24 protein-coding genes and 1 other annotated feature are annotated in these 22,710 nt (G+C 46.0%); of the genes, 3 read left to right on the top strand and 21 right to left on the bottom strand.

Annotated elements, in window-relative coordinates; all coding sequences use genetic code 11:
• The first annotated feature begins 244 nt into the window (after positions 1 to 244).
• Positions 245 to 466 carry an FmdB family zinc ribbon protein gene (locus BR02_RS15000; protein WP_084170881.1) on the top strand — a complete coding sequence of 74 codons (222 nt, stop codon included), beginning with the start codon at positions 245 to 247 and terminating at the stop codon, positions 464 to 466.
• Positions 467 to 552: 86 nt separating this feature from the next.
• On the opposite strand, the gene nrdG is transcribed toward BR02_RS15000, so the two are convergent.
• From nrdG to nrdR, 3 genes are read right to left on the bottom strand one after another with little or no spacing between them, the layout of a single operon-like run.
• The gene (gene nrdG, locus BR02_RS0101345) at positions 553 to 1,059 is read right to left on the bottom strand and encodes an anaerobic ribonucleoside-triphosphate reductase activating protein (protein ID WP_031513460.1); all 507 of its coding nucleotides are present in this window, start codon (positions 1,057 to 1,059) and stop codon (positions 553 to 555) included.
• Positions 1,060 to 1,070: 11 nt separating this feature from the next.
• Positions 1,071 to 3,086, bottom strand: a complete 2,016-nt coding sequence (gene nrdD / locus BR02_RS0101340) for an anaerobic ribonucleoside-triphosphate reductase (RefSeq protein WP_031513458.1) — start codon at positions 3,084 to 3,086, stop codon at positions 1,071 to 1,073.
• A gap of 27 nt (positions 3,087 to 3,113) precedes the next feature.
• Positions 3,114 to 3,575 (bottom strand): transcriptional regulator NrdR, encoded by a 462-nt coding sequence (nrdR, locus tag BR02_RS0101335; RefSeq protein WP_031513456.1) that lies wholly within the window; start codon positions 3,573 to 3,575, stop codon positions 3,114 to 3,116.
• Between the two features lie 265 nt (positions 3,576 to 3,840).
• On the opposite strand from nrdR, the gene splB reads away from it, so the two are divergent.
• Positions 3,841 to 4,869, top strand: a complete 1,029-nt coding sequence (gene splB / locus BR02_RS0101330; protein WP_031513454.1) for a spore photoproduct lyase — start codon at positions 3,841 to 3,843, stop codon at positions 4,867 to 4,869.
• Position 4,870: 1 nt separating this feature from the next.
• Here the strand turns inward: splB and BR02_RS0101325 are convergent, their stop codons facing one another.
• The 5 genes from BR02_RS0101325 to spoIIGA form a co-directional block, all read right to left on the bottom strand.
• Entirely contained in the window at positions 4,871 to 5,137 is a 267-nt protein-coding gene (locus BR02_RS0101325) for a YlmC/YmxH family sporulation protein (protein WP_031513452.1), read from the bottom strand.
• 70 nt (positions 5,138 to 5,207) lie between these two features.
• A complete protein-coding gene (locus tag BR02_RS0101320) occupies positions 5,208 to 5,417 on the bottom strand; it encodes a hypothetical protein (RefSeq protein ID WP_031513451.1) in 210 nt (69 codons plus the stop codon).
• Positions 5,418 to 5,431: 14 nt separating this feature from the next.
• Entirely contained in the window at positions 5,432 to 6,205 is a 774-nt protein-coding gene (gene sigG / locus BR02_RS0101315) for an RNA polymerase sporulation sigma factor SigG (RefSeq protein WP_031513449.1), read from the bottom strand.
• A gap of 90 nt (positions 6,206 to 6,295) precedes the next feature.
• Complete coding sequence (gene sigE / locus BR02_RS0101310) at positions 6,296 to 6,997, bottom strand: RNA polymerase sporulation sigma factor SigE (protein ID WP_031513447.1); 702 nt, start codon at positions 6,995 to 6,997, stop codon at positions 6,296 to 6,298.
• Between the two features lie 50 nt (positions 6,998 to 7,047).
• Positions 7,048 to 7,962 carry a sigma-E processing peptidase SpoIIGA gene (gene spoIIGA / locus BR02_RS0101305; RefSeq protein WP_031513446.1) on the bottom strand — a complete coding sequence of 305 codons (915 nt, stop codon included), beginning with the start codon at positions 7,960 to 7,962 and terminating at the stop codon, positions 7,048 to 7,050.
• A gap of 312 nt (positions 7,963 to 8,274) precedes the next feature.
• Positions 8,275 to 8,557 (top strand) — a binding site (T-box leader).
• A 222-nt stretch (positions 8,558 to 8,779) separates the two neighbouring features.
• Between spoIIGA and pheA the strand changes: the two genes are divergently transcribed.
• Complete coding sequence (gene pheA, locus BR02_RS0101295; protein WP_084170880.1) at positions 8,780 to 9,667, top strand: prephenate dehydratase; 888 nt, start codon at positions 8,780 to 8,782, stop codon at positions 9,665 to 9,667.
• On the opposite strand, the gene BR02_RS0101290 is transcribed toward pheA, so the two are convergent.
• The 13 genes from BR02_RS0101290 to murD form a co-directional block, all read right to left on the bottom strand.
• Positions 9,664 to 10,320 carry a stage II sporulation protein M gene (locus BR02_RS0101290; protein ID WP_031513441.1) on the bottom strand — a complete coding sequence of 219 codons (657 nt, stop codon included), beginning with the start codon at positions 10,318 to 10,320 and terminating at the stop codon, positions 9,664 to 9,666. The two genes, pheA and BR02_RS0101290, sit on opposite strands and share 4 nt — an antisense overlap.
• A 94-nt stretch (positions 10,321 to 10,414) precedes the next feature.
• Positions 10,415 to 11,473 carry a cell division protein FtsZ gene (gene ftsZ, locus BR02_RS0101285; RefSeq protein ID WP_031513439.1) on the bottom strand — a complete coding sequence of 353 codons (1,059 nt, stop codon included), beginning with the start codon at positions 11,471 to 11,473 and terminating at the stop codon, positions 10,415 to 10,417.
• 45 nt (positions 11,474 to 11,518) lie between these two features.
• Entirely contained in the window at positions 11,519 to 12,661 is a 1,143-nt protein-coding gene (gene ftsA, locus BR02_RS0101280; RefSeq protein WP_031513437.1) for a cell division protein FtsA, read from the bottom strand.
• Between the two features lie 79 nt (positions 12,662 to 12,740).
• Complete coding sequence (locus tag BR02_RS0101275; protein WP_031513436.1) at positions 12,741 to 13,082, bottom strand: small basic family protein; 342 nt, start codon at positions 13,080 to 13,082, stop codon at positions 12,741 to 12,743.
• Entirely contained in the window at positions 13,082 to 13,789 is a 708-nt protein-coding gene (locus BR02_RS0101270; protein ID WP_031513434.1) for a DUF881 domain-containing protein, read from the bottom strand. The genes BR02_RS0101275 and BR02_RS0101270 overlap by 1 nt, the downstream gene beginning before the upstream one ends.
• On the bottom strand, positions 13,786 to 14,487 hold the full coding sequence (locus BR02_RS0101265) for a DUF881 domain-containing protein (protein ID WP_031513431.1): 702 nt from the start codon (positions 14,485 to 14,487) through the stop codon (positions 13,786 to 13,788). Before BR02_RS0101265 ends, BR02_RS0101270 begins: the two co-directional genes overlap by 4 nt.
• Positions 14,484 to 15,239 carry a cell division protein FtsQ/DivIB gene (locus BR02_RS0101260; protein WP_031513429.1) on the bottom strand — a complete coding sequence of 252 codons (756 nt, stop codon included), beginning with the start codon at positions 15,237 to 15,239 and terminating at the stop codon, positions 14,484 to 14,486. Before BR02_RS0101260 ends, BR02_RS0101265 begins: the two co-directional genes overlap by 4 nt.
• 193 nt (positions 15,240 to 15,432) lie before the next feature.
• Positions 15,433 to 16,695, bottom strand: a complete 1,263-nt coding sequence (gene murA / locus BR02_RS0101255; protein WP_031513427.1) for a UDP-N-acetylglucosamine 1-carboxyvinyltransferase — start codon at positions 16,693 to 16,695, stop codon at positions 15,433 to 15,435.
• Positions 16,696 to 16,722: 27 nt separating this feature from the next.
• A complete protein-coding gene (murB, locus tag BR02_RS0101250) occupies positions 16,723 to 17,628 on the bottom strand; it encodes a UDP-N-acetylmuramate dehydrogenase (protein WP_031513426.1) in 906 nt (301 codons plus the stop codon).
• Complete coding sequence (gene murC, locus BR02_RS0101245) at positions 17,628 to 19,004, bottom strand: UDP-N-acetylmuramate--L-alanine ligase (protein WP_031513424.1); 1,377 nt, start codon at positions 19,002 to 19,004, stop codon at positions 17,628 to 17,630. Before murC ends, murB begins: the two co-directional genes overlap by 1 nt.
• Before the next feature lie 75 nt (positions 19,005 to 19,079).
• Complete coding sequence (gene murG / locus BR02_RS0101240; protein WP_031513422.1) at positions 19,080 to 20,204, bottom strand: undecaprenyldiphospho-muramoylpentapeptide beta-N-acetylglucosaminyltransferase; 1,125 nt, start codon at positions 20,202 to 20,204, stop codon at positions 19,080 to 19,082.
• Positions 20,205 to 20,242: 38 nt separating this feature from the next.
• Positions 20,243 to 21,346: a stage V sporulation protein E gene (gene spoVE, locus BR02_RS0101235; protein WP_031513420.1), complete on the bottom strand. Its 1,104-nt coding sequence runs from the start codon at positions 21,344 to 21,346 to the stop codon at positions 20,243 to 20,245.
• Positions 21,347 to 21,351: 5 nt separating this feature from the next.
• On the bottom strand, positions 21,352 to 22,710 hold the full coding sequence (murD, locus tag BR02_RS0101230) for a UDP-N-acetylmuramoyl-L-alanine--D-glutamate ligase (protein WP_031513418.1): 1,359 nt from the start codon (positions 22,708 to 22,710) through the stop codon (positions 21,352 to 21,354).

Below are 22,710 nucleotides of genomic sequence, written 5' to 3'. Positions count from 1 at the left end.
AGTGCAACTTTATCCGGATGCACTGGATTACATTAGTACCAGGATTTCAATCCATGCACTACATAAAACCTTAAAATCCCTGTAAAGAAAAGCCAGCCGGTGTCAGCTGCCTCTTTCCGAAGCCCGCATAATTATTAAGCCTAAAGCTTTTTATCAGGGGCGAGGCTTTAGCTGCAACTTATGTTATAATAATTAGTGTTTAAAGCCATGGAATATTTTAAACCAGCCAAGAGGGGGGATTAAAATGCCAATATATGAATTCCGCTGTCAATCATGTCAACATAAATTTGAACGGCTGTGTCAGCTGGGTGAGACAGGAGAGAATCTTACTTGCCCTAAATGTCAGGCCAATAAGCCCAAAAGGGTGATGTCCAGCTTTAGAAGTGACAGTGCCGATTCACTGCGCGGCAGCCGAGGTGATAGTTGTACAAGCTGCACCTCAAGCAACTGCGCAGCATGTAGATAAGTATCTTATGACAGTATAGGATAGAAGCATATTCTTACCTGATAACAAAGCGGTAGGAAACAATTCGTTTCCTACCGCTTTTTATGTTATTCTTCAGAATCAATAGCTAGCTCAACTATTTCACCTGTCTCTAAGGTCCTTACCACATCAATTAGACGCTGGTTAGATGAGCCCCTAAAGGCCAGCGACAGATCCCTTTTTTCCTGAATAAAGGGGCCGTCCACCAAAACATCAATCAATGGAATCACCGGTAAATGTTTTACTTCTTCAAAGGTATAGCCCGTATATACCCAAATATCAAATTGCGGTTTTTGCTGTTTTATCAGTTTTATGGTTTCAAGCAATGCTTCCGGTTGAGCCAATGGGTCACCGCCGGAAAAGGTTATACCTTTGGTGAGTACAGTGGTTTTGTCCATTATCTTTTCCGCCAGCCGGTCCACCCATATCTCTTGGCCCCCCTCAAAGGGGATTTCAGTGGGATTATGGCAGCCCGGGCACTGCCTGGGGCAGCCTTGGAAGAACACCACTGTGCGAATACCCAGCCCGTCCACAACACTGCCGGCGGTAATACCGGCCACACGAGCTTTTATCATCGTATCCTCTCCTATAGGGAGTGAATAGTTCTGTCGTTTAACTCAGCAACCTTGCTGTCATTGAACCGGTCGGTGGTGCTTAAGTAACCGGTGATTCGTCTCACCCGGCGTATAAAGGCTGAACCACAGCGGGGACAGGTTTGTTCATCTATTACTCCCAACAGGCTGCAGTTGGTGCAAAAGTCCACCGGGAAGTTAACGGCCGAATAGCCCATATCATTTTCCCGCATAAACCGAATAATGGATTCCATTGCCTCTAAGTTGTGCACCGGCGGGCTGGGCAATTCCACATAGCTGATATGGCCGGCATTACAGTACTTGTGGTATGGCCCCTCAAGGGCAATTTTTTCAAAGGCACTGATAGAATAATCTACCGGCACGTGGAAAGAGTTGGTGTAGTAATCTTTATTGCTAACACCGGGTATAATGCCGTACTCTTTGCGGTCAAGTTTAACAAAGCGACCGGACAGGCCCTCTGCCGGAGTTGCCAACAAAGTAAAGTTTAAATCATACTCCTCACATGCCTCGTCTACTTTTTTGCGGATAAAAGAAACTATTTCATCCCCCAAGGCCTGGGCGTCTTCACTTTGGCCGTGGTGCACCCCTATCAGTGAAGTTAGGGTTTCCGCCAAACCGATAAAGCCAATGGCCAGTGTACCATGTTTAATTGCTTCTTCAATGGTATCATTCATGCCTAAGTTTTCAGACCCCAAGTAAAGTTTCTGGCCCATTAAAAAGGGCATGTCTTTTACTTTGAGCTTGCTCTGCACCTGATAGCGGTGATACAGCTGGCGCTTGGTCAAGTCAATAATGTCATCCAACATGTGGAAAAACTTTTTCATGTTTCGCTCAGCCTTTATGGCTATCCGCGGTAAATTGATGGTGGTAAAAGAAAGGTTGCCCCGGCCGTCGGTAACGGCAGGCCCCCTGCGATTGGCCATTACCCTGCTGCGGCAGCCCATGTAGCTGACCTGATCCCCAAATTCCTTATTAAAGGAGCTGTCCATAAAGCTAAAGCTGGGGTTTAGCCTCTTTGCAGCCACCCTAATGGCCAATTTAAACAAATCATAGTTTGGGTCGCCGGGGTTTAAGTTTACCCCATCCTGCAAGCGGAAAATAATGTTGGGAAAGATGGGGTTTTCTCCCCTGCCCAAACCTGCTTCATAGGCCAGCAACAGGTTGCGGGTGGTGCGGCGTCCTGCCTCAGAGGTATCGGTGCCAACATTAATGGAGCTAAAGGGCACCTGGGCCCCGGCCCGGCTGTGCATCGAGTTTAAGTTATATATCAACGCCTCCATTGCCTGATAGGTTTCAAAGTCATCGGCATCGGCCACAAACTGAGCCATATCCCGATCAAAAAAGGCAAAGGATTGTCCACCGTGCATGTCATTTTGCGCACTTTGCAATATAATGGCCGCCAGGGCAGTGGCCGAAGTGGGCCGCTTGGGTGGGCGAATATAGCCGTGCCCGGTGTTAAACCCTTCTTGTAGCAATCTGCCCAGCGGAATTTGAATACAGGTCAGTGTCTTACCGTAAAAATCAAGGTCATGAATATGTATATCACCCTTAATGTGGGCGTTAGACATTTCTTCAGGAATTAGGCGGGTTAGGTAATACTTTTTACTGGCTGCACTGGCAATTTGGAGCATTTTAGCCGAAGGAGAATTGCTTACGTTAGCATTTTCCTTGCTGGTTTCCTCCAAAATTTCCTCCACCGCATCCATCAGGTCGCTCTTAGCTTCACGCATACGGGTTCTTTTATCCCGGTGCAAGATATATGCTTTGGCAGTGCGAGCATGTCCCCTTTCAATCAGCACCTTTTCCACCACGTCTTGCACTTCTTCTACGCCAAAGATATGTCCGTTATACTTTTGCTTTAACATTTTAAGCACATCTAAGGTAAGTTCCATGGCAGTGGTACGGTCCTCTCCCCCCACAGCCAGGGCGGCCTTAAAGATGGCATCGGTGATTTTAGATTCATCAAAGGGAACTTCGCGCCCATCTCTCTTTCTAATGGTCTTAAACATAATTTACCCCCTCATGGCGTAACTCTATTATTTTTTGTCTTTTTTCAGGAACCTTTCCAGTTCCTGCATAAAGCTATAAACATCTTGAAACTCCCGGTAAACCGAGGCAAACCGTACATAAGCCACTTCATCCTTTTGCCGCAGCCAATCCATCACCTTTTCACCGATTGCTATGCTGCTAACTTCATTTTCCATGGTGTTACGTAAGTCTTTTTCAATTTGCTTCACAAGTTTTTCCAAGGTATCAACGGGGATAGGTCGCTTTTCGCAGGCCTTAATTAAGCCGCTTAACAGCTTGCTTCGGTCAAACACCTGCCTGCGCCCATCCTTTTTTACCACCACCAGCGGCAGTTCATCAACCCGCTCGTAGGTGGTAAACCGCTTGTTGCATTGGCCGCACTCCCGGCGGCGACGAATGGCATGTCCATCATCGGCGGAGCGGGAGTCCAATACCCGACTTTCTAAGTAACCGCAGAAAGGGCACCGCATAGATTTCACCCCTTGGCATAATGGGCTTAAAAACAAGCACACCCAACATGTAGTGGGTGTACCTATTTTAATATACTATATCTAGTTGGTCAACGTGCCTAAAAGACAAAAAAATCAAAAAATTCCTACCCATACTTGCGGTTTTAAAATTTTCCAATGTATTTTAGCCACTTCAAAATAGTGCCGCTGTTATTATACATTATTTTCCGGATAACTAGAAGACTTAATTGTTGCAATTGGGAAAATATAAAACTGAGGTGAGATTATGGATAGGTCCTTTGTCCCAAAAAGGGTGTTTTTTGAGCCGGATGCACTGGAGTATCCGCTGGGTGAGGAACTAAAAAAACGTTTTAGCCAGATGGGGGTGGAAATAAAATATACATCTTCCCATAACAGGGTAATCGGAATTCCCGGCAGCACCCCCCAAGAGGCATACATGGAGGGCAAGCGCACCCTAGTGGTGGGAATACGGCGCAGTATGGATTTTCAAACTTGTAAACCTTCTGCCCATTATCAATTGCCACTGGTTACCAGCTGCCCGGGAAAGTGCCAGTATTGTTACCTGGCAACCAACCTGGGTAAAAAACCTTATATCAGAGTTTATGTCAACATTGAAGAAATACTGGAGCGGGCCGCAAAATACATTGAAAAGCACAGTCCCGAAGTAACTGTTTTTGAAGGGGCTGCAACTTCAGACCCCATTCCCGTTGAAATATATACCGGTGCTTTGAAAAAAACCATTGAGTTTTTTGGCAGGCAAAGGCTGGGAAAATTTCGTTTTGTCACTAAATATACCGCCGTGGATTCCTTGCTGGACGCAGCACATAACAATCATACCCGGTTTCGCTTCAGCATTAACAGCGCTGAGGTGATAAAAAAATTTGAACAGGGCACCCCCCGGATGCTGCAGAGGATAAAAGCTGCAGAAAAGGTGGCTAGGGCCGGTTATCCCTTAGGCTTTATCATTGGACCTATTTTTGTTCACAGCAGCTGGCAAGAAAGCTATACAGAAATGTTAACCTCCCTGGCCAAAAACCTGCCCGATCACTTGCAGCATGAAATTACCTTTGAATTAATTACCCACCGATTTACCAAGCGAGCCAAAGATGTCATTGGCCGGGTGTTTCCGAACACCGACTTAGACATGGACGAAGAAACAAGAACCTATAAGTACGGTCAGTTTGGTTACGGAAAATACATTTACCCCAAGGAAACCATGCAAGAGGTGAAGGATTTCTTTACAGCCTCCATAAATGAAAAATTTCCTTTTTCAAGAATAGAGTATTTTGTATAAATTACCTAAGCAGCTCCGGACGTCTTTCAGATATTGGGTTTACCTCCACTAATATTACATCCATGCCTATTTTGACTATTTTTTCCCAGGGAACAACAAACTCCTCCTCTCTTCCCCAAAAGCTCAAGACTCTTCCGGAACCGGGTAGAATTAGGGCGCTGATTTTACCCTGTTCTAAATCTATGTCTATATCTTTTATTACCCCTAATCTCCTGCCGTCAACCACATTTATTATTTCCCTGGCCCGCAGGTCGGATATTTTAACCATGTCTTTGCACCTCCCCTAGTATATATATGTGCCGGGGGAGCTTTTCTGAACAAAAAAAGAATGGACCTTATCAAAGAGATCCATTCCGGTAATCATCATTTTCCACTTCTGCTGTCCATTGGTAAACTTCTTCCTTACTTATGGTGGCAGTATAGTCACGGTATAAGTTGCTGGCGTTATAAGCTTCAATGGCAGGGTGATAATGATTGAAGTGGCTTGCCGTGAAGGTGGTAACGGCCACTAAAATGATTAGTATTGCTTGCGCAATTACTTTGCCCATTTCCATCCCCCCTGTTAGACATGTTTTCGCATATGATTTAAGGCAGCCTTTTCCAAGCGGGACACCTGGGCCTGGGAAATACCTATTTCTTCAGCCACTTCCATCTGGGTTTTACCCTCAAAAAACCGCAATGTCAGTATGTGTTTTTCCCGGTCACTGAGCCTACTGAGTGCATCTCTTATGGCAATACCCTCCAGCCAGCTGAGGTCAAGACTTTTTTCATCACTTATTTGGTCCATCACAAAGATAGGGTCTCCCCCGTCGTGGTAAATGGGTTCAAAGAGCGAAATAGGTTCTTGAATGGCATCCAGGGCAAATACTATATCCTCCCTGGGGATGTTCAGGGCACTGGCTATCTCGTTGATGGACGGTTCCCTTGAGTGCTTGTTTACCAATGAGTCTCTTACTTGAAGGGCCTTGTAAGCTATATCCCTTAAGGATCTGCTTACCCTAATTGGGTTGTTATCTCTTAAATAACGCCTGATTTCACCTATTATCATGGGAACAGCATAGGTGGAGAACTTAACATTTTGACTTAAATCAAAATTATCAATAGCCTTCATCAAACCGATACAGCCCACTTGAAACAGGTCATCCACACATTCCCCACGGTTGGTAAACCTTTGTATAACACTGAGCACCAACCTCAAGTTGCCGTTGGTGAGCTTGTTTCGAGCCTCGGTGTCGCCGTTTTGCATGGCCTCAAACAAAGTACGCATCTGACTGCTTGATAGTACAGGAAGTTTAGAAGTGTTTACACCGCAGATTTCAACTTTGTTGACCAGCATCAGTGTTCCCCACCTCGTTTCAGCTTTATTAACTTGCTTAGTTCAATTATTGCCTTGGTGCTTTTTAAATATACATTACAATCTGTACCCCTATTCCATCCGGTGTATTTCTTTTTTCAAACGGCGAATTATTCTTTTTTCTAATCTTGAGATATAAGATTGAGAAATGCCCAGCAAATCAGCCACTTCCTTCTGGGTTTTTTCTTCACAATTATTTAACCCAAACCGCAATTCCATTATTCTTCTTTCACGGCCATTTAGTTTTTGCAGTGCCAAATGAAGCAGTTTTTTATCCACCTCTTCTTCTATGTATTTATAAATTACATCATTTTCCGTTCCCAGCACATCAGATAGCAACAATTCATTGCCGTCCCAATCAATATTTAAGGGCTCATCAAAGGACACTTCCGTCTTTGTTTTATTGTTTCTGCGCAGGTGCATTAAAATTTCGTTCTCTATACACCTGGATGCATAGGTGGCCAGTTTGATTTTTTTAACCGGATCAAATGTGTTTACCGCCTTTATCAATCCGATGGTGCCAATGGAAACCAAATCCTCAATGCCTACGCCGGTATTTTCAAACTTACGGGCTATGTAGACCACCAGGCGCAAGTTTCGCTCGATTAAAACACTCTTGACGGAGTTATCTCCCATTTCCAATTGATGAATTAAGTCACTTTCCTCATCGGAGGTGAGAGGGGGCGGCAGTGCTTCACTGCTGCCCACATAATGGATTTCAGGCTGGTAGCCCAGCCAATGCAGCAGTCTTACTATTGTTAATTTCATCATCATTTCTACATGGTTAATGTTACTCAAGTGCCTATCACTCCCCGGGATTACTATTAGGCTGCTTTTATTAATTGCGGGTGCAGCAAAGCCCGGTATCCATTATCCGCAGTAAGCACTCCCCTATGTACCGCCACTATTACTTTAGATGTGCTTATTGTTTGACTACCGTTATCTATTTGAATCTTATCGGGAGTAAAGCCCCATAACATACCTTGGGATTTACCCAGTGACCGGTATGGTATCAATTTAAATCGCCCTGCCCATGGGCTACCTGATAGCACCCTTTGCCATTGCTGATAATCAACAGTCCCCTTTTGCTCGTAAAGCTCTTGTATGGCGGCGGGCAACAACCCTTTTATGGCCCCATACTCCACCACAGTGACAGGCAGCCCGGTGAGGGGATCATACAAAGCATTACCGCTGTCAATAAGGGCACTTATTTGTACCTGCCGGCCTAACATATCAATGGTTACCATTCTCTTGTAGCTCTTTTGGTGCAGGCTTTTGCGGTACAAGGCTGCCCCCCACCAACCGGTGGCAGCGGTTAATACCAGGGCAAATGCTATCGCCCACCAAAAATTGCTTTCTAAAGCTGTGGTAATATCCTTTAGTTTTCCGTAGTAACCACTGGATTGAAGAAAGAAAAGGGCAGCAAATACCGCTCCGCCAATGGCAAAGGAGGCCAGGTAAAAATAGGCCAAGGTTATTAGCAAACGCCGCCAGGGCAAAAAACCGAAGGCAGCCAGCACCATTAAGAGAGACAGCAAAAGCTTAAAACACCAAATTAGCATCCACTGCAGGGGTGGAATAAAAACCGTTAAAGCATAAATTGACCCCACCGCTGCGCCACATAGCAGTCGCCAGCGACTGGGGTAAAACTGGGCAAACTTGGCTGTGGCCCACAGGATTGCATAATTCATCACCAGGTTTCCCAAAACCACCGTGTCCAGATAAACCACCTGGGTCATTTAAAGACCTCCAAAAGCGGCCCTGGCAAATAATTGAAAACTCCGCAGTAGATTATATGGCCGCAAAAATACAAATATGAATTTTTTTGCAACAACTCCTTGAGATTATTATACACCCTAAAGCTTGTTAAAATTGTCAATATGTGGTAACGGGGCCGCAATTATTTTTGTCTATTTTTTCGGATTTAATCAGTATTTAAATTTTTCTTATAACCGGCCATGCCGGCAGGGCACAAGTTTAATAAATATAAACAAATTAAAACTTGATAATAGCTTGACTTGGTGTTATACTACAATTTAATTTATATGGCTCTAAATTCAATGACAGAGAAAAGTAGGTAAGGAACATTTTTTCCAGAGAGGAAGTGTCACCGGCTGAAAGCACTTCTAAAAAATGACTTGCTGAAGTTCACTCTTGAGATGCAGGCTGAAACTTTGTGTTACAAAGAAAGTAGGCTGGGCCGCAATTCTCCCGGCGTTACAGGGGAGGGGGTATCGGTTTATTCCTGTACTCTGTCAGAGGTGACCCAATGCATATTTATTGCATGGGTAACCAGGGTGGTATCGCGGAAAAGATTACTCTTCCGTCCCTGATGGGGCGGAAGATTTTTATTTTTACACCCTTTTAAAAGGTGACAGAATAAGCAGTATTCCTGTACCCTAGCGAGGGGAGCCGCATTTTGAGCGGCTAATTTGGGTGGTACCGCGGAAGCTTGCAGTTTTCGTCCCAATAATTGGGGTGAAGTGCAGGCTTTTTTATTTAGCTGATAATTCACATTGGTGTAAGAATTTTTTATAAAAGCAAGGGGGAATAAAAATGCTAGCATCATCAATTGATCCTATGGCGGGCGGGGGGATAAGCAGGAATTATAATAATAAAGCAACCCTTGGCTACTTAGGGCCGGCAGGCACCTTTTCCCATTGCGCTGCAGAAAAGTGGAAAAAGGGGACCGACACGGTATTGGTCCCCTACTCATCATTGGCAAGCCTAGTGGCAGCAGTGGAGAAAAAGGAAATTACCACCGGGGTGGTGCCGGTTGAAAATTCTGCCGAAGGTTCGGTGGGTATAGTTTTAGATTTATTGGCCTACCACGGCAAGGTAAAGATTATTGGTGAACTATTATTGGCAGTTTCTCATCAGTTGCTGACAAAGCCCGGTGTGCAATTGGATCAGCTGACCCGGGTACTTTCCCATCCCCAGGCCATCGGGCAGTGCCGCCAGTGGTTGGCTGCACATCTGCCCCGGGCTGAAATTGTGGAGGTATCCAGCTCTGCCCTGGCCGCCACCCTCGTTTCTGAAGCCGGGGATCCCTGGGCGGCCATCGGCAGCAGTATGGCAGGTAAGTTAAATAATTTGCAGCCCATGGCAGAGAACATTAATGACTATGCCAATAACACCACTCGGTTTTTAATAATATCTGCCAAAGCTAAAGCACCGCCATGCAGCCAATGTAAAACATCACTGGTGTTTACCCTGCCACACCAACCGGGGGCACTGTATCATCTGCTGGGGGAGTTTGCCCAAAGAAACATAAATTTAACCCGCATAGAATCACGCCCCACTAAAAATGAATTGGGTAGCTATCGCTTTTTCGTCGATTTTATCTGGCACTACCAAGAGGGTTTAATGAATAATTTGCTGGGTTCAATAAAGCTGCGGGTTAATGATTTGCGGGTGCTGGGCTGTTATCCCAGTGTTAATTAGGCCAATAATCTTTCGGCTAAAGCCATGGATATATATGTTTCAATAATAGCGGCCGCAGCAAGAATCAAGGCCAATATCAAAATTAGTTTGAAAATAAGTTGCCGGGCTGCAGGTAAATAAATATGTATTCTGCTTTCATTATTGTTTGGCGGCCTTTTCGATATTTTATATAGATAATAGACAGAAAACATTGTACCTGCGGCCATGGCAAACAGTTCCAGGGACCCATGCACCATGGTAACTGCAATTAAGCTGCCGTAGCTGACCCCGGTGGTTATGCTCATGGCTCCAAGGGCAATTCCCGCTACCAGGGCGTTAATAAAGTATAAAAACACACCCACCGCAGCGGAAAAAAACACTGCCAGCACCTTTAATCCCCTCACAGGTAACAGGGAAATTAAGAAAATAGCCAGAGGGGCAATGGTTATGAGAAAATTGTTCACAAATATTTTTACGGTCATTCCCGCCAAGGTGGTATGACCCACCTTCTGGGCCAGCCCTGCAAAGAGTTGGTCCATAAATTCCATAAGTAGGGCACTGTCTTTTATTACGTTAACTGTATAATAGGCCATGCCAAGTAAAATGAGCACAAAAAGTATTTCCGCCTTTAGGGCGAAAACTAAATAAGGGCGTAATTTAAAATCTTTTAACATCTTAACCCCCTAAATCTCTGCGATTAGTACAAAAAAGGGTCTCTATACAAAGACCCTAATAAAAAATATTTCCTTATCACATATAATATGACAATTAACTTCTGCGGCGTAAAAAGGCAGGTATATCCAACTCATCATGGTTGGTAAAAGGCTTAATATCCATCTCGTTCTTCAAGCCGTCTTTCTTATCATTGGTGGGGCGGTGGTCAAAACCGGTGGCTATTACCGTTACCCGCACATCCTCATTCATGGCTTCGTCTATCACTGCCCCAAAAATAATATTTGCTTCGGGATCAGCTGCCTGGGCAATTATTTCTGCAGCCTCATTTACCTCAAACAGCCCCAGGGACGGCCCTCCTGTAATATTTAACAGAACACCCCGGGCACCTTCAATTGAGGTCTCTAACAAGGGGCTGGAAATGGCGCCCCTGGCTGCCTCTGTGGCCCTATTATCCCCACTGGAGGATCCAATACCCATCAAGGCAGAGCCGGTATCTTTCATAATGGTTTTGACGTCGGCAAAGTCAAGATTAATTAAGCCGGGCACTGCTATCAGGTCTGATATGCCTTGCACACCTTGACGGAGCACATCGTCGGCAATGCGAAATGCCTCAACAATTGAAGTATGTTTATCAATTACCTGAAGTAATCGGTCATTGGGGATGGTAATCAGTGTGTCCACCTTGCTTTTTAGTTCATTAATACCAAATTCCGCTTGGTTAAGCCGCTTACGACCTTCAAAGGTAAAGGGCTTGGTGACAACACCGACTGTAAGCGCACCTATTTCTTTGGCCACCTCCGCCACCACCGGAGCTGCACCGGTGCCTGTACCGCCGCCCATACCGGCAGTGACAAAGACCATATCGGCACCTTTTAGGGCCTCTTGAATCTCTTCCCGACTTTCCTCAGCGGCTTTTTTCCCAATTTCAGGGTTGGCCCCTGCACCCAGACCCTTGGTTAGTTTGGCACCAATTTGTATTCTGCTGCTGCTTTGGGCTAATTGCAAGGCCTGGGCATCCGTATTTACGGAAATAAATTCAACACCTTTTAAACCGGCGGCAATCATGCGGTTAACGGCATTATTGCCACCCCCACCAACACCGATTACTTTAATATTGGCATATTGATCAAAGTCCATCTCAAAATCCAGCATGCAGTAATCCTCCTCCACTTAAATCTGCCACTACTACTGTCGTGGTTAAAATGTAAATTTATGAATCACGCTTTTGAATCCACCTTTTACACGGGCTAACAAATTACTTTTTTTATCATGAACACCCATGTGGTTTTTTTGTCCATATTTAATTAATGCAACGGCATTTAAGCTTGTATGCACACCTTCCTGTTCATCAATTAAATGAACCGGCAGGTTTAAATTACCCTCTAACATGCCTGGCAGTCCTTTTAGTTTTGCACCGCCCCCAATTAAAACCAGCTTAGTTGGCCGGGCACCGTGCCCATAGGTATTAATGGAATTTTCTATCATGTCAGCCAACTCTGTCACGCGGGAATCTATTATTTCGTTAATAAACTGATTGGTTTTTGTATCCATACCTTTGTTCTCATTATTATCAATCTTTATTTTAGCTGCCACAGATATCGGCACATGCAAGCCAATGGCTAAGTCACCGGTGATATGCTCACCGCCTATGGGTAGGGAAAGGGTCATCCGTGGCAAACCGCGATGATACCAACAAAGGTCAGTGGTAGCACCTCCAAGATCCACCAATAGGGCTCCCAGCTGTTTATCTGCATGCTGTAACACCTGGTCCGCCAACACCAGTGGATTATAATACAAAGCCTTGGGTCTTATATTGCCCCTATGTAGGGAAGCCAATAAATTATTTATTGCTTCAGCCTGTCCGTAAACAAGATGCACCTCAGCTTCCAGGCGCTTTCCTTTGGCACCCCTGGGTTGAGACAAGCCCCAACAACCATCTATACCATAATCAATAGGTAGCTGCTGTACCAAAATCATTTCATCGGTTGCCGAGCCGGCCCGGCAACTTTCCATCAGCAGCTGTAAATCCACATCAGTTACTCCCTGCGCTGGGTCCAGTATATCAATGCCCGAAACCACATTGGTGCTTGATATGCTGCATCCGGAAAAGCCCACAAAGGCAGCCGGCATCAAAAAGCCGGCAGTTTTTTCAGCTTCTTTCACCGCAGTGGCAATAGACCTGGCGCAAGCATCAATATCGCAAACGCTACCCCTCTTCATACCAAGGGCAGGCGATTCACCACAGGCAATTATTTCCGCTTCTCCATCCTTAATGCTAAAAATTGCGGCAGATATATTGTAGGTTCCAATATCCAGGGCTGCTAATACTCCACTGCCCACAGTAAGCAACCCCCTTACTCTTACTTTATCTGTAAATTCAACGTTAATAGGAAATTTCCTTTAATAATTTAGTAAAATTCTATTTTTTTAGCAAATGACGCCTAATAATGGCTAAATTTTGGAATAATCTAACTCCAAAGGCCACCACTGCAGCAAGGGAAAGGGGTACACCCAAACGCTCACCTATGTAAGCCAGCCCTGCGGCCAGCAAAATATTACTAAAAAATCCTGATAAAAAAACACCATTATCAAAATTATCTTCCATTCCCGCTCTAATACCGCCAAAGATTGAGTCTAGCGCTGCCAGCACTGCCAAACCCAGATAGGGTGCATATCCCTCAGGAAGTACAATAGGTATATTAAGTCCGATAAAGAGGCCTAAAAACAATCCTAGGCCCGCTATTAAAATTCCCAGCCACATTACCTATTCTCACCTTCCTTCAGGGGTTTAGCATAATTGAATTCTACAGGCCCTTCGTATGCAGGAACAGTTAACTCTTCTTCCGGGATTACTGTCACCCCTATGGACCACTCCCGCAACGTATCCACCAGACCACCCTTAATTTTTAAACTGCTTTCCAGTTTTTCCGGATCGCCCACTGCCTTAATTTGATAGGGCGGTGCTAACCTGACCAAGTTCACATCTATAAATCTACCGGCACTGCGAATCTCGCTGGTTGCCACCAATCTTTGTCCGTTAATGGATATGGCCTTGGCATCGGCAACCCGCAATTCGTTCACCACTCGAAGTAAATCTTCAAACTTAATGGTAAAGGCACTGGGGTCAATTCCGGGCCTTAGGTCTTCCTCAATGTTTTCCAAAATTACCACCACCCCAGGCCCGGTAACGGGCTCCATTCCTGCTGCCAGGCGAACCTTTTGTAACTCCTTTTGTAGGGCATCGTAACTCATGGTGGTACCCTCATTTATTTTTTCTAAGTTGCCTTGTAAATCCGCAGCTTCCTTTAGCAACATTTGATAGTTTTGTTCCAGCTGTGCCAATTCCTGGGCTAAGGCCTGGGGACGATCATAGGGTGCACCCCCGACATTGGTCCGAAATTGAAGGGCCAGCATCAAGCCCAGCACCACACCCACTGCCAGGAGTGAAAGGTACATGCTCTTTTTCAAGACCGTTCCCCTCCTACATTTAAGTCATAGGATATTGCCCCACCGTAGCTGGGAATGACCACTTCTTTCATTTTTTTGGCTGACACCTGTATACCCCAAAATTTTAATTGTTCTGCCACGCCGCCCTTCATAAATAAGGCATTGTACAGGGTGTCAGGGTCGCCAATGGCTGTAATTACAAAGGGGGCAGCCAGGCGCTTATTTCCATTGGTTAAAATGGTAGGACCCGTGCAGCGGATTTCACTGGTGGCTATCATTCGTTGGTCATTAAGAGCCAGGGCCTCTGCCCCGGCAGCCTTAAGTTCATTTAGCACCTTTAATACATCCTCGTCATGCAGCACATACAGATTTGGGTTTTGCCCCGGCTGTAATACCACATTACTGTCATTTAAAACAACTTCTATTCCCGGCCCGGTTACGGGAGTGACGCCGGCCATAATGCTGGCGGTACTTAGCTGCCTTTGAATAGTTCTTAACTCAGGTTGATTTGCAGCCTCTTCCAATGCCAGGCGCATGTTGTCTACCTTCTCTTGTAATTCCTGTACATCCTTTTGCCTCTGCTCGATCTGTTCGGCTAATCTGTTGGTACTTTCCAGGGAAGGGTCCTCCACTGTGTCGGCCTTAAGCTGCATGGCAAGCATAAAACCAAACACCACTGCCACCAAAGCAATACCCCATAGGTAGCCCTTTACCTTCACTGTGCACCCCCCCTTGCCTCATCGGCATACTTTACAACCGGTGACTTAAATGAAGAAATATCAACATAGTCCACCGGCTGATCCTGAGAAATTTGTTCAATTACTTGCAAAAAGATTTCACCCTTACTGGAGATTTTTTCTGCCAAGCCCAATCTGCCTTGGATGCCATCGGTGGTATATATAAATACCCTGTTTTGCCGGTCAATGTGTATTTCTGAAAGGTTTTCCACTAAGGGGGCAGGCAAATCGCCTATTACCTGCAGCCCGGTGGCAACCTTTTCATTTTCCACCCTTTGACCGGGCACAGCCCTAATATCGTTGTAGCCTGTGATGACAGGCAAGGAATCTGAATTTATACTGCCTTCCCGTAAGTAAATACCTTCAATATCAACAGTTAAAAAACCTTCATTAAACGGTAAGAGGGCTACGGGTTTTCTTTCCAAAATCTCAATTACCACTGTAGAAGGATACTTGCGCAATAGTTTTACTTCTTTGATCATTGGCAGCAGTCTAATTTTTTCTTCCCCGCTCATTAAGTCCAGTTTAAAAATATTGCTGCCCAGCACCACACCGGATAACTTAATCAATTCATCCTGGGATATTTCATTTCTGCCTACAATCTCAATTTGGCGCACTTCAAAAACCGTTGACTGCAGCAAAACATACATGGTAAAACCTACCAGGAAAATAATTAATGCCCCTTGCAGCATATTGTGCTTTTTCTTGGGCGGAAGCGGTCTAACTCCGGTCAATGTCTTCACCTACAATACCATATTTTTGCAGAGGAAACCACTTTCTGTTAATAATTATACCCGAACAGACCTGACCTTGTCCAAAAATAAATGATGTGGTAGGGAATAATTATAATAATTATAGTTGGTAAATACAAAAAAGGCGGACTCTGTCGTCCGCCGCCACAAGCCGTCTTCTAATGGGTGGATGTGATTAACTGTTTACACGAATAATCCTAGCCCCTAGGGGGTTATATTTCTTCTCCATCCTTTCGTAGCCCCTGTCGATATGTTCAATGCCGTCCAGCACCGTACCGTCTTCAGCGGCCATGGCTGCCAGTGTCAATGCCGCCCCCGCCCGCAGGTCCGATGCTTCCACATAGGCACCGGTAAGGCCGGGTACGCCCCGTACTATGGCAGTATTTCCTTCTAAACGGATATCAGCCCCCATGCGCCGCAGCTCTGCCACGTGTTTAAATCTGTTTTCAAATATTGTTTCAGAAATAATACTGGTACCTTCGGCAATGGACATCAGGGCTAAAAACTGTGGCTGCATATCGGTGGGGAATCCCGGGTAGGGCATAGTTTTAATATCCACCGCCTTGGGTCTTTCAACACCCTGCACCCGTATGGTGTCTTCATTTACCGTTACCTGAACACCCGCCTCCCTTAGTTTAGCAATGACAGCATCCAGGTGAACAGGTATCACATTTGTTAAAGTAATATCGCCATTGGTAATGGCTGCTGCCACCATGTAGGTGCCTGCTTCAATGCGATCCGGTATTACGGTGTGTTCTGTCCCCTTTAATGCTTGCACCCCTTCAATTCTAATGGTATCTGTGCCGGCGCCGGAAATTTTAGCCCCCATTGAGACGAGGAAGCTTTGCAAATCAACAATTTCCGGTTCTTTTGCTGCATTGCGTATGGTTGTAATACCATCTGCCAAAGCCGCCGCCATCATTAAATTCTCAGTGGCCCCTACACTGGGCATATCTAGATGAATTTCCGTCCCCTGCAAACCAAAGGGGGTTTCCGCTGTAATGTAACCAAATTTTTCTGTAATCACAGCACCCATGGCCTGTAAACCCTTAAGATGCAGGTTCATCGGCCTACTGCCAATGTTACAGCCTCCGGGGTAACTTATCTTAACATAGCCAAAACGGGCCAATAGCGGACCCAGCACCAAATTGGAAGCCCGCATCCGTCTCATCAGGTCTTCGGAAATCTCCAGCGACTGTACCTCGCTGCTATCCACAATCATTTTTCTTCCTTCCCGATTAACCCGCGCACCTAAATAGGTCAGCACATCCTTCATGGTATTGACATCATGTAGGTTGGGTAAGTCCTTTACAGTGGCAGTCTCACTGCACAATAGGGTGGCCGCCAAGATGGGAAGGGTGGCATTTTTGCTGCCATTTATTTTAACTGTTCCCTTTAACCTGCTTTTGCCTACAATGAGGAACTTTTGACTAGAAATACTCACGCTGCAGCACCTCCAGGTATGCTAGCCCAGCACACGTACCTCTAGCTGGAGGGCAACGTCAAACTTCTCTTTTACTCTCCCTTTGATAATATCTATTAAACTTAAAACATCCCGGGCAGTGGCACCGCCGAGATTAACAATCCAATTGGCATGGTGGGTTGAAACTTGAGCATTGCCCACCTTCAAACCTTTACAACCTGCCAGTTCTATCAATCTGCCGGCAGAATCCCCCGGTGGATTTTTAAACACACTGCCGGCATTGGGGTAGCCTTGGGGCTGCACAGCCTTCCGTTTGGCATTGTTTTCATCCATCTGTGCCTTAATGGCCTCTTTATCTCCGGGCAAACAATTAAAGACCGCTTCTACCACCACCCAAGGGCCATTTTGCAAAGCACTGGTACGGTAGCCAAAGCCCATTTGTTCTTTATTAAGTCTCCTTAATTGACCGTCTTGATCCAGCACCAGGGCAGCTTGTATAACATCACTGATGCTGGCCCCGTATGCACCGGCATTCATTATCACTGCACCGCCAATGCTTCCCGGTATACCTGCCGACCAAGCAAACCCCGCTAGGCCCTTTTCCATGGCCCGGCGGGCCAGCACCGGCAGCAGGGCACCGGCACCGGCGGTAATGGTGGTTTTATCTATTTTTATATGGTCCAGCCCGCGGCCGATTTTAACCACCAATCCCTGTATACCGCTGTCCAGCACCAATAGGTTTGTGCCATTGCCAATCACTGTGAGCGGTATTTGCAGTTCATTGGCGAGCACAATACACTTTTGCAATTCCGTAAGGTCTGTGGGCTCAACAAAATACTCTGCCTCGCCGCCAATCCGCCAACTGGTATGTTTATGCATTGGCTCACCAATTAGCAGCTTGGTATTTAACTTTGATTGCAGTGTATGCTGTACTACAGTTTTATTCATTAATTACGTTCCTCTAACTTTTTAACCAGCTCTGTTCCGCTGGTCCAAATATTTCCTGCACCCATGGTTAAAATAATGTCTCCCGGCCTGGCAATGTTTAAAAGATACTCGGAAACATCACCTAGGTCCTCGATATATATAACCTCGGCGCCGGTGTTGTTTTTAACTGCATCAACAATTAGTTGAGCACTGACACCTTCTAGGGGCTGCTCCCCTGCACTGTATATATTATTGATTACCACAATATCAGCATCTTCAAAGGCTTTGCCAAACTGTTGATATAAATGCTTAGTTCTTGTGTACCTGTGGGGCTGAAAAACCCCAATTATTCTTCCTGGGTGAGCCTGCCTTGCCGCCTTGAGGGTTGCCTTTACTTCGGTGGGATGGTGGGCATAGTCATCAACTACTTTTACCCCACTCACTTCACCCAGCACTTCATAGCGCCGGTGAGCTCCTCTAAAGTCCTTCAGTGATTGGGCCACGGTGTCAAAATCTATGCCGATATGCATTGCCATGGCAGTAACGGCCAGGGCGTTTAAAAGGTTGTGTTGACCGGGAATACCCAATTCCAGGCGACCGATGAACCCTTCACCCCGGTACACGTCCCCCCCATTGGCCTTACCGTTTAAGGACATGTTTTTTATGGTATAATCAGCCTTGCCATTAAAACCGTAGGTGATTATCTTTCCTTTATAATCCGCCGCAACTCTTTGAATATTAGCATCGTCTGCATATAATACCGCCACGCCCTCCGGGTGGATATTATTTAAAAACTGCTTAAAGGCATCTAATATTCTCTCTGTGTTGCCATAATAATCCAGGTGATCATCTTCAATATTAGTGATTATGGCATGGTATGGATTTAATAATACAAAAGAACCGTCACTTTCATCGGCTTCCGCCACCAGGTACTCTCCGTCTCCCAGTTTTGCGTTGCCACCGATGTCGTTCAGTTCACCTCCTATTACAATGGTGGGACGATAGCTGCCCCTTTCCATCACCAAGGCCAACATAGAGGTGGTGGTGGTTTTACCATGGGCTCCGGCAACAGCAATGCCCTTTTGCCGCATCATTAGTTGGGCCAGCATCTGTGCCCGGTGAACAATTGGTATATTCCGTTCTTTTGCGGCCAGTAACTCAGGATTATGGGGGGGTATGGCTGTGGATACCACCACCAGTTGGGCATCTGTTAGGTTATCTGCATTGTGACCGGTAAAACATTTAATACCAATGGCCTCCAGTTTACGGGTTACTTCGGTCCGGTTTAAATCCGAGCCACTGACCTGATAACCCAAACCTGCTAATATCCGGGCAATGCCGCTCATACCTGCTCCGCCAATTCCTATAAAGTGAACTCTCCTGGGGATTTCTTTCACTATGCTTTCATCTCCTTCCCAAACAGGCCACCCCACAGCAATGATGTGCTCGGGATATATTATGCAACAAAAGTTTTATGTGTTACTTTGCTTGTCTGTAATAACGTCAACCAGTTCTATAATATCAGCCAAAGCCTTTGGACGACCAAGGAAAGAACTTTTTTCAGCCATCTCTTTCAGTTTAGTTGGCGATAATAGTAACTCTTCTATTTTTTTCACCAGCAGCTCACCGGTGAGTTCGCTGTCGTGAATCATTAAGGCTGCACCCCGTTCTACCAGTGCCCGGGCGTTATGCTCTTGGTGGTTTTCTGCAGCATAAGGGTAGGGTACCAATATACTGGGTAAACCCAGGGCAGTTATTTCTGCCAGAGTGGCAGCGCCTGCCCGGCACACCACTAAATCACTGACAGCTAGAGCGTGGTGCATATTATACAAATAGGGTACAGTGGTAATGTTCCCATTATTAACCAGTGCTATACCTAACTTTTCCACCTCTGCCAGATATTCATCATAACCCACCTGGCCGGTGGCATGCAATATCTGAATATCACTTCTTTGGGAAAAAACTTGTACAACCTTAACCATGGCCATGTTAATGCGCCGGGCACCCCTACTGCCGCCAAATACCAGCAGAACCGGCTTGCCCGGTTGTAGGCCCAGTTTAGTATAGGCTTCTTCCTTATTACAATTAAGTATTTCCGGACGCACAGGCAGGCCGGTAAGCTTTACACCGGCCTTGTTTGGGAAGTGTTTTATGGAGTCCTCAAAGGTTACGGCCACTCTGCTGGCAAAGCGGGAAAGAATTCGGTTGGTTACACCGGGCAGGGCATTTTGTTCATGAATTAAGGTCGGTATACCCCTCAGGGCCGCCGACATCACCACGGGGCCGCAAACATACCCCCCGGTACCGATAACAACATGCGGTTTAAATTTTTTTACTATTTGGGCCGCTTGAAAAACTCCTCGCCCCGCCTGCCAAAGCACCTTCAAATTTTCCGGTGACAGCTTGCGGCGAAAGCCGGATACCTCTATTGATGCAAAGGGATAGCCCGCCTTAGGCACAAGATCTGACTCTAAACCTTTGTTTGTACCCACGTATAGAATTTCGGCGCCGGGGTAGCGGTTTTCAATTCCCTTGGCAATGGCAAGGGCAGGGTAGATATGCCCCCCTGTGCCGCCACCTGTGACAATAGCCCGCAAGCACCTTCACCTTCTTTCGTTACCAGCAATTTAATAAGTTAGCGTGGAGAGGTATATTTGGAAATATTTAATAGTATTCCCACTCCCATCAATGTAAATAGCAAGGAAGTTCCGCCAAAGCTAATAAAGGGCAGCGGCACCCCCGTTACCGGCATTGAACCGGTGACCACACCAATGTTAATGATGGCCTGCAGTGCTATGCCGCAGGTTATTCCGGTGGCCAGTAAACTGGCAAAGGGGTCCGGTGAGGTTATGGCTATCTTTAAACCCCGCCATACCAACAACATGAATAAGAGTATCACCAGTGAGGCACCAATAAAACCCAGTTCTTCACCAATAATGGCAAATATAAAGTCGGTGTGGTTTTCCGGCAGGTACAAAAATTTTTGTTTGCTCTGACCCAAGCCCATTCCGAAAAGTCCCCCGGAGCCCAAGGCATATAGGGATTGAATGATATGATAACCGGATCCCTGCGGGTCTGCAGTGGGGTCAAGGAAAGCTAAAAAACGTTTTACCCGGTATGGTTTCACGATAATTGCCACCATCACCGCACACAGGCCGGCGACACCAAGACCTAAAATATGAGATATTCTTGCGCCGGCGGCTAAAAACATAATAATAATGGTGCCGCACAGGGTAACCGCCGTGCCCAGGTCAGGCTGCATTAGTATTAGGCCTGCCGCGGCAGCCATAATTGCCAAGTAGGGCAATAAGCCTTTGCTGAAATTCTGCACCAGGCCCGGTCTTTTGGAAAGACCGAAAGCTACAAAAGCTATTAGACACAGCTTTACCAATTCAGCCGGTGCAAAGCTGATTATCTTTAAATCTATCCACCGCATTGAACCGTTAACTTCTTTTCCAATACCCGGTATCAGCACCATAATTAACAATACAAAGGCTATCACCACAATGGGGCCAATCCACCGTTTAATGCGGTAATAGTCAATGTTCATAATCACAATCATTGCGGTGACGCCTATTAAGGCCCACAACATCTGCCGTTCAAAGTAATAAAAGGCATTTTGGTAGCGTATTATGGTAACATATTGACTTGCGCTGAACACCATCACAATACCCACGCTCAAAAGCATTAAGACGGTTAGAAAAAGGATAAAGTCCGGTGACCTTTTCTTTAACCGCAAAATTTTTACCCCCTCAGTTTGAGCACCAACTGTCGGAAGACCTCTCCGCGCTCTTCATAGCTTTTGAACATATCCCAACTTGCGCAGGCCGGCGACAATAAGACTACCTCTCCTGGTTTGGCCACTTGGTGGGCCACCTTCACTGCTTCCATGTAGTCTTGAACATTGACAAAGGTGTTATAACCTTCCTTCTCCACTGCCCCTTGTATTTGATACCCATGCTGGCCCAACAGTATCAATACCCGCACCTTCTCCTTAATTACTTTGGCCAGCCGGGTAAAGTCACTGCCTTTGTTTAGACCGCCGGCAATCAGTATTATTGGTTGCTTGTAGGCTTCCAATGCCTTTATGGTTGCATCGGGGTTAGTTCCTTTGGAATCATTAACGTATTGCACCCCATTGATTTCAGCCACCGGTTCCAGGCGATGGGCCACCCCTTTAAAGTTTCTCAGGGCTTTGGCTATTGTATTGGGTTCTACCCCCAGCACAAAGGTACAGGCCACTGCAGCAAGGGCATTTTCCAAGTTGTGCCCGCCGGGTATGTTCAGTTCATTTACCGGCATAATTTTTGTGGTAACACCATCCAAAGTTGCCACCATATGGTGATTTTGGATGTATACCCCTGTTTCTAAGTTATGCTTGCGGCTGAAAAATATAACCCGTCCCATTGATTGTGCTGCCAATTTTGCAGTTTCCGGTTGATCATAATTTAAAACGGTGTAATCCAGCGGCACCTGGTTGGCGAATATTTTTGTTTTGGCAGATGTATAATTCTCCATGGTGCCATGCCTGTCTAAATGATCGGGGGTTATGTTAAGTATGGCCCCCACCGCCGGCCGAAAGGTTTGTATGGTTTCCAGTTGAAAACTGGAAACTTCGGCCACTATGTAATCCCTTTGCTCATTTTCCACCTGACTGATTAAAGGTAAACCGATGTTGCCCGCCACCAGCGTATTAAAGCCGGCATTTTTCATTATTTCACCAACCAGTGTGGCGGTGGTGGTTTTGCCGTTTGTTCCGGTGACAGCAATTATGGGTGCTTCAGCAAATCGGAAGGCCAATTCCAATTCCCCTATGACCGGTATAGCTCTCTCATATGCCTGGGCCACCGGAGGGGCGGTCAGCGGCACCCCGGGGCTTACCACCAGCAGGTGATATGGTTCTTCTGCCAGATTGGGGTATTGGCCCTCAAGGGCTAACTTAACCCCCTTGTCTGCCAAGCGCTGAACTGACTGATCCAGCTTGTCCGCAGATTTGGCATCGGTGAGGGTTACTTGCGCACCCTTGTTAACTAAAAAATCAGCAACGGCTATGCCGCTCAGGGCCGCCCCCACCACCAGTATTTTTTTATCATCTAAGTGCAT

The sequence above is a fragment of the Desulfofalx alkaliphila DSM 12257 genome (assembly GCF_000711975.1).
GTDB classification, from domain to species: Bacteria; Bacillota; Desulfotomaculia; order Desulfotomaculales; family Desulfohalotomaculaceae; genus Desulfofalx; species Desulfofalx alkaliphila.
This window is presented reverse-complemented; position numbering and strand designations above follow the sequence as displayed.

What these genes read in the sequence shown, in the direction of transcription:
- BR02_RS15000 (WP_084170881.1), top strand. Translation starts at nt 245, where the DNA reads ATGCCAATATATGAATTCCGCTGTCAATCATGTCAACATAAATTTGAA.
- nrdG (WP_031513460.1), bottom strand. Translation starts at nt 1,059, where the DNA reads ATGATAAAAGCTCGTGTGGCCGGTATTACCGCCGGCAGTGTTGTGGAC.
- nrdD (WP_031513458.1), bottom strand. Translation starts at nt 3,086, where the DNA reads ATGTTTAAGACCATTAGAAAGAGAGATGGGCGCGAAGTTCCCTTTGAT.
- nrdR (WP_031513456.1), bottom strand. Translation starts at nt 3,575, where the DNA reads ATGCGGTGCCCTTTCTGCGGTTACTTAGAAAGTCGGGTATTGGACTCC.
- splB (WP_031513454.1), top strand. Translation starts at nt 3,841, where the DNA reads ATGGATAGGTCCTTTGTCCCAAAAAGGGTGTTTTTTGAGCCGGATGCA.
- BR02_RS0101325 (WP_031513452.1), bottom strand. Translation starts at nt 5,137, where the DNA reads ATGGTTAAAATATCCGACCTGCGGGCCAGGGAAATAATAAATGTGGTT.
- BR02_RS0101320 (WP_031513451.1), bottom strand. Translation starts at nt 5,417, where the DNA reads ATGGGCAAAGTAATTGCGCAAGCAATACTAATCATTTTAGTGGCCGTT.
- sigG (WP_031513449.1), bottom strand. Translation starts at nt 6,205, where the DNA reads ATGCTGGTCAACAAAGTTGAAATCTGCGGTGTAAACACTTCTAAACTT.
- sigE (WP_031513447.1), bottom strand. Translation starts at nt 6,997, where the DNA reads ATGATGATGAAATTAACAATAGTAAGACTGCTGCATTGGCTGGGCTAC.
- spoIIGA (WP_031513446.1), bottom strand. Translation starts at nt 7,962, where the DNA reads ATGACCCAGGTGGTTTATCTGGACACGGTGGTTTTGGGAAACCTGGTG.
- pheA (WP_084170880.1), top strand. Translation starts at nt 8,780, where the DNA reads ATGCTAGCATCATCAATTGATCCTATGGCGGGCGGGGGGATAAGCAGG.
- BR02_RS0101290 (WP_031513441.1), bottom strand. Translation starts at nt 10,320, where the DNA reads ATGTTAAAAGATTTTAAATTACGCCCTTATTTAGTTTTCGCCCTAAAG.
- ftsZ (WP_031513439.1), bottom strand. Translation starts at nt 11,473, where the DNA reads ATGCTGGATTTTGAGATGGACTTTGATCAATATGCCAATATTAAAGTA.
- BR02_RS0101275 (WP_031513436.1), bottom strand. Translation starts at nt 13,082, where the DNA reads ATGTGGCTGGGAATTTTAATAGCGGGCCTAGGATTGTTTTTAGGCCTC.
- murB (WP_031513426.1), bottom strand. Translation starts at nt 17,628, where the DNA reads ATGAATAAAACTGTAGTACAGCATACACTGCAATCAAAGTTAAATACC.
- murD (WP_031513418.1), bottom strand. Translation starts at nt 22,710, where the DNA reads ATGCACTTAGATGATAAAAAAATACTGGTGGTGGGGGCGGCCCTGAGC.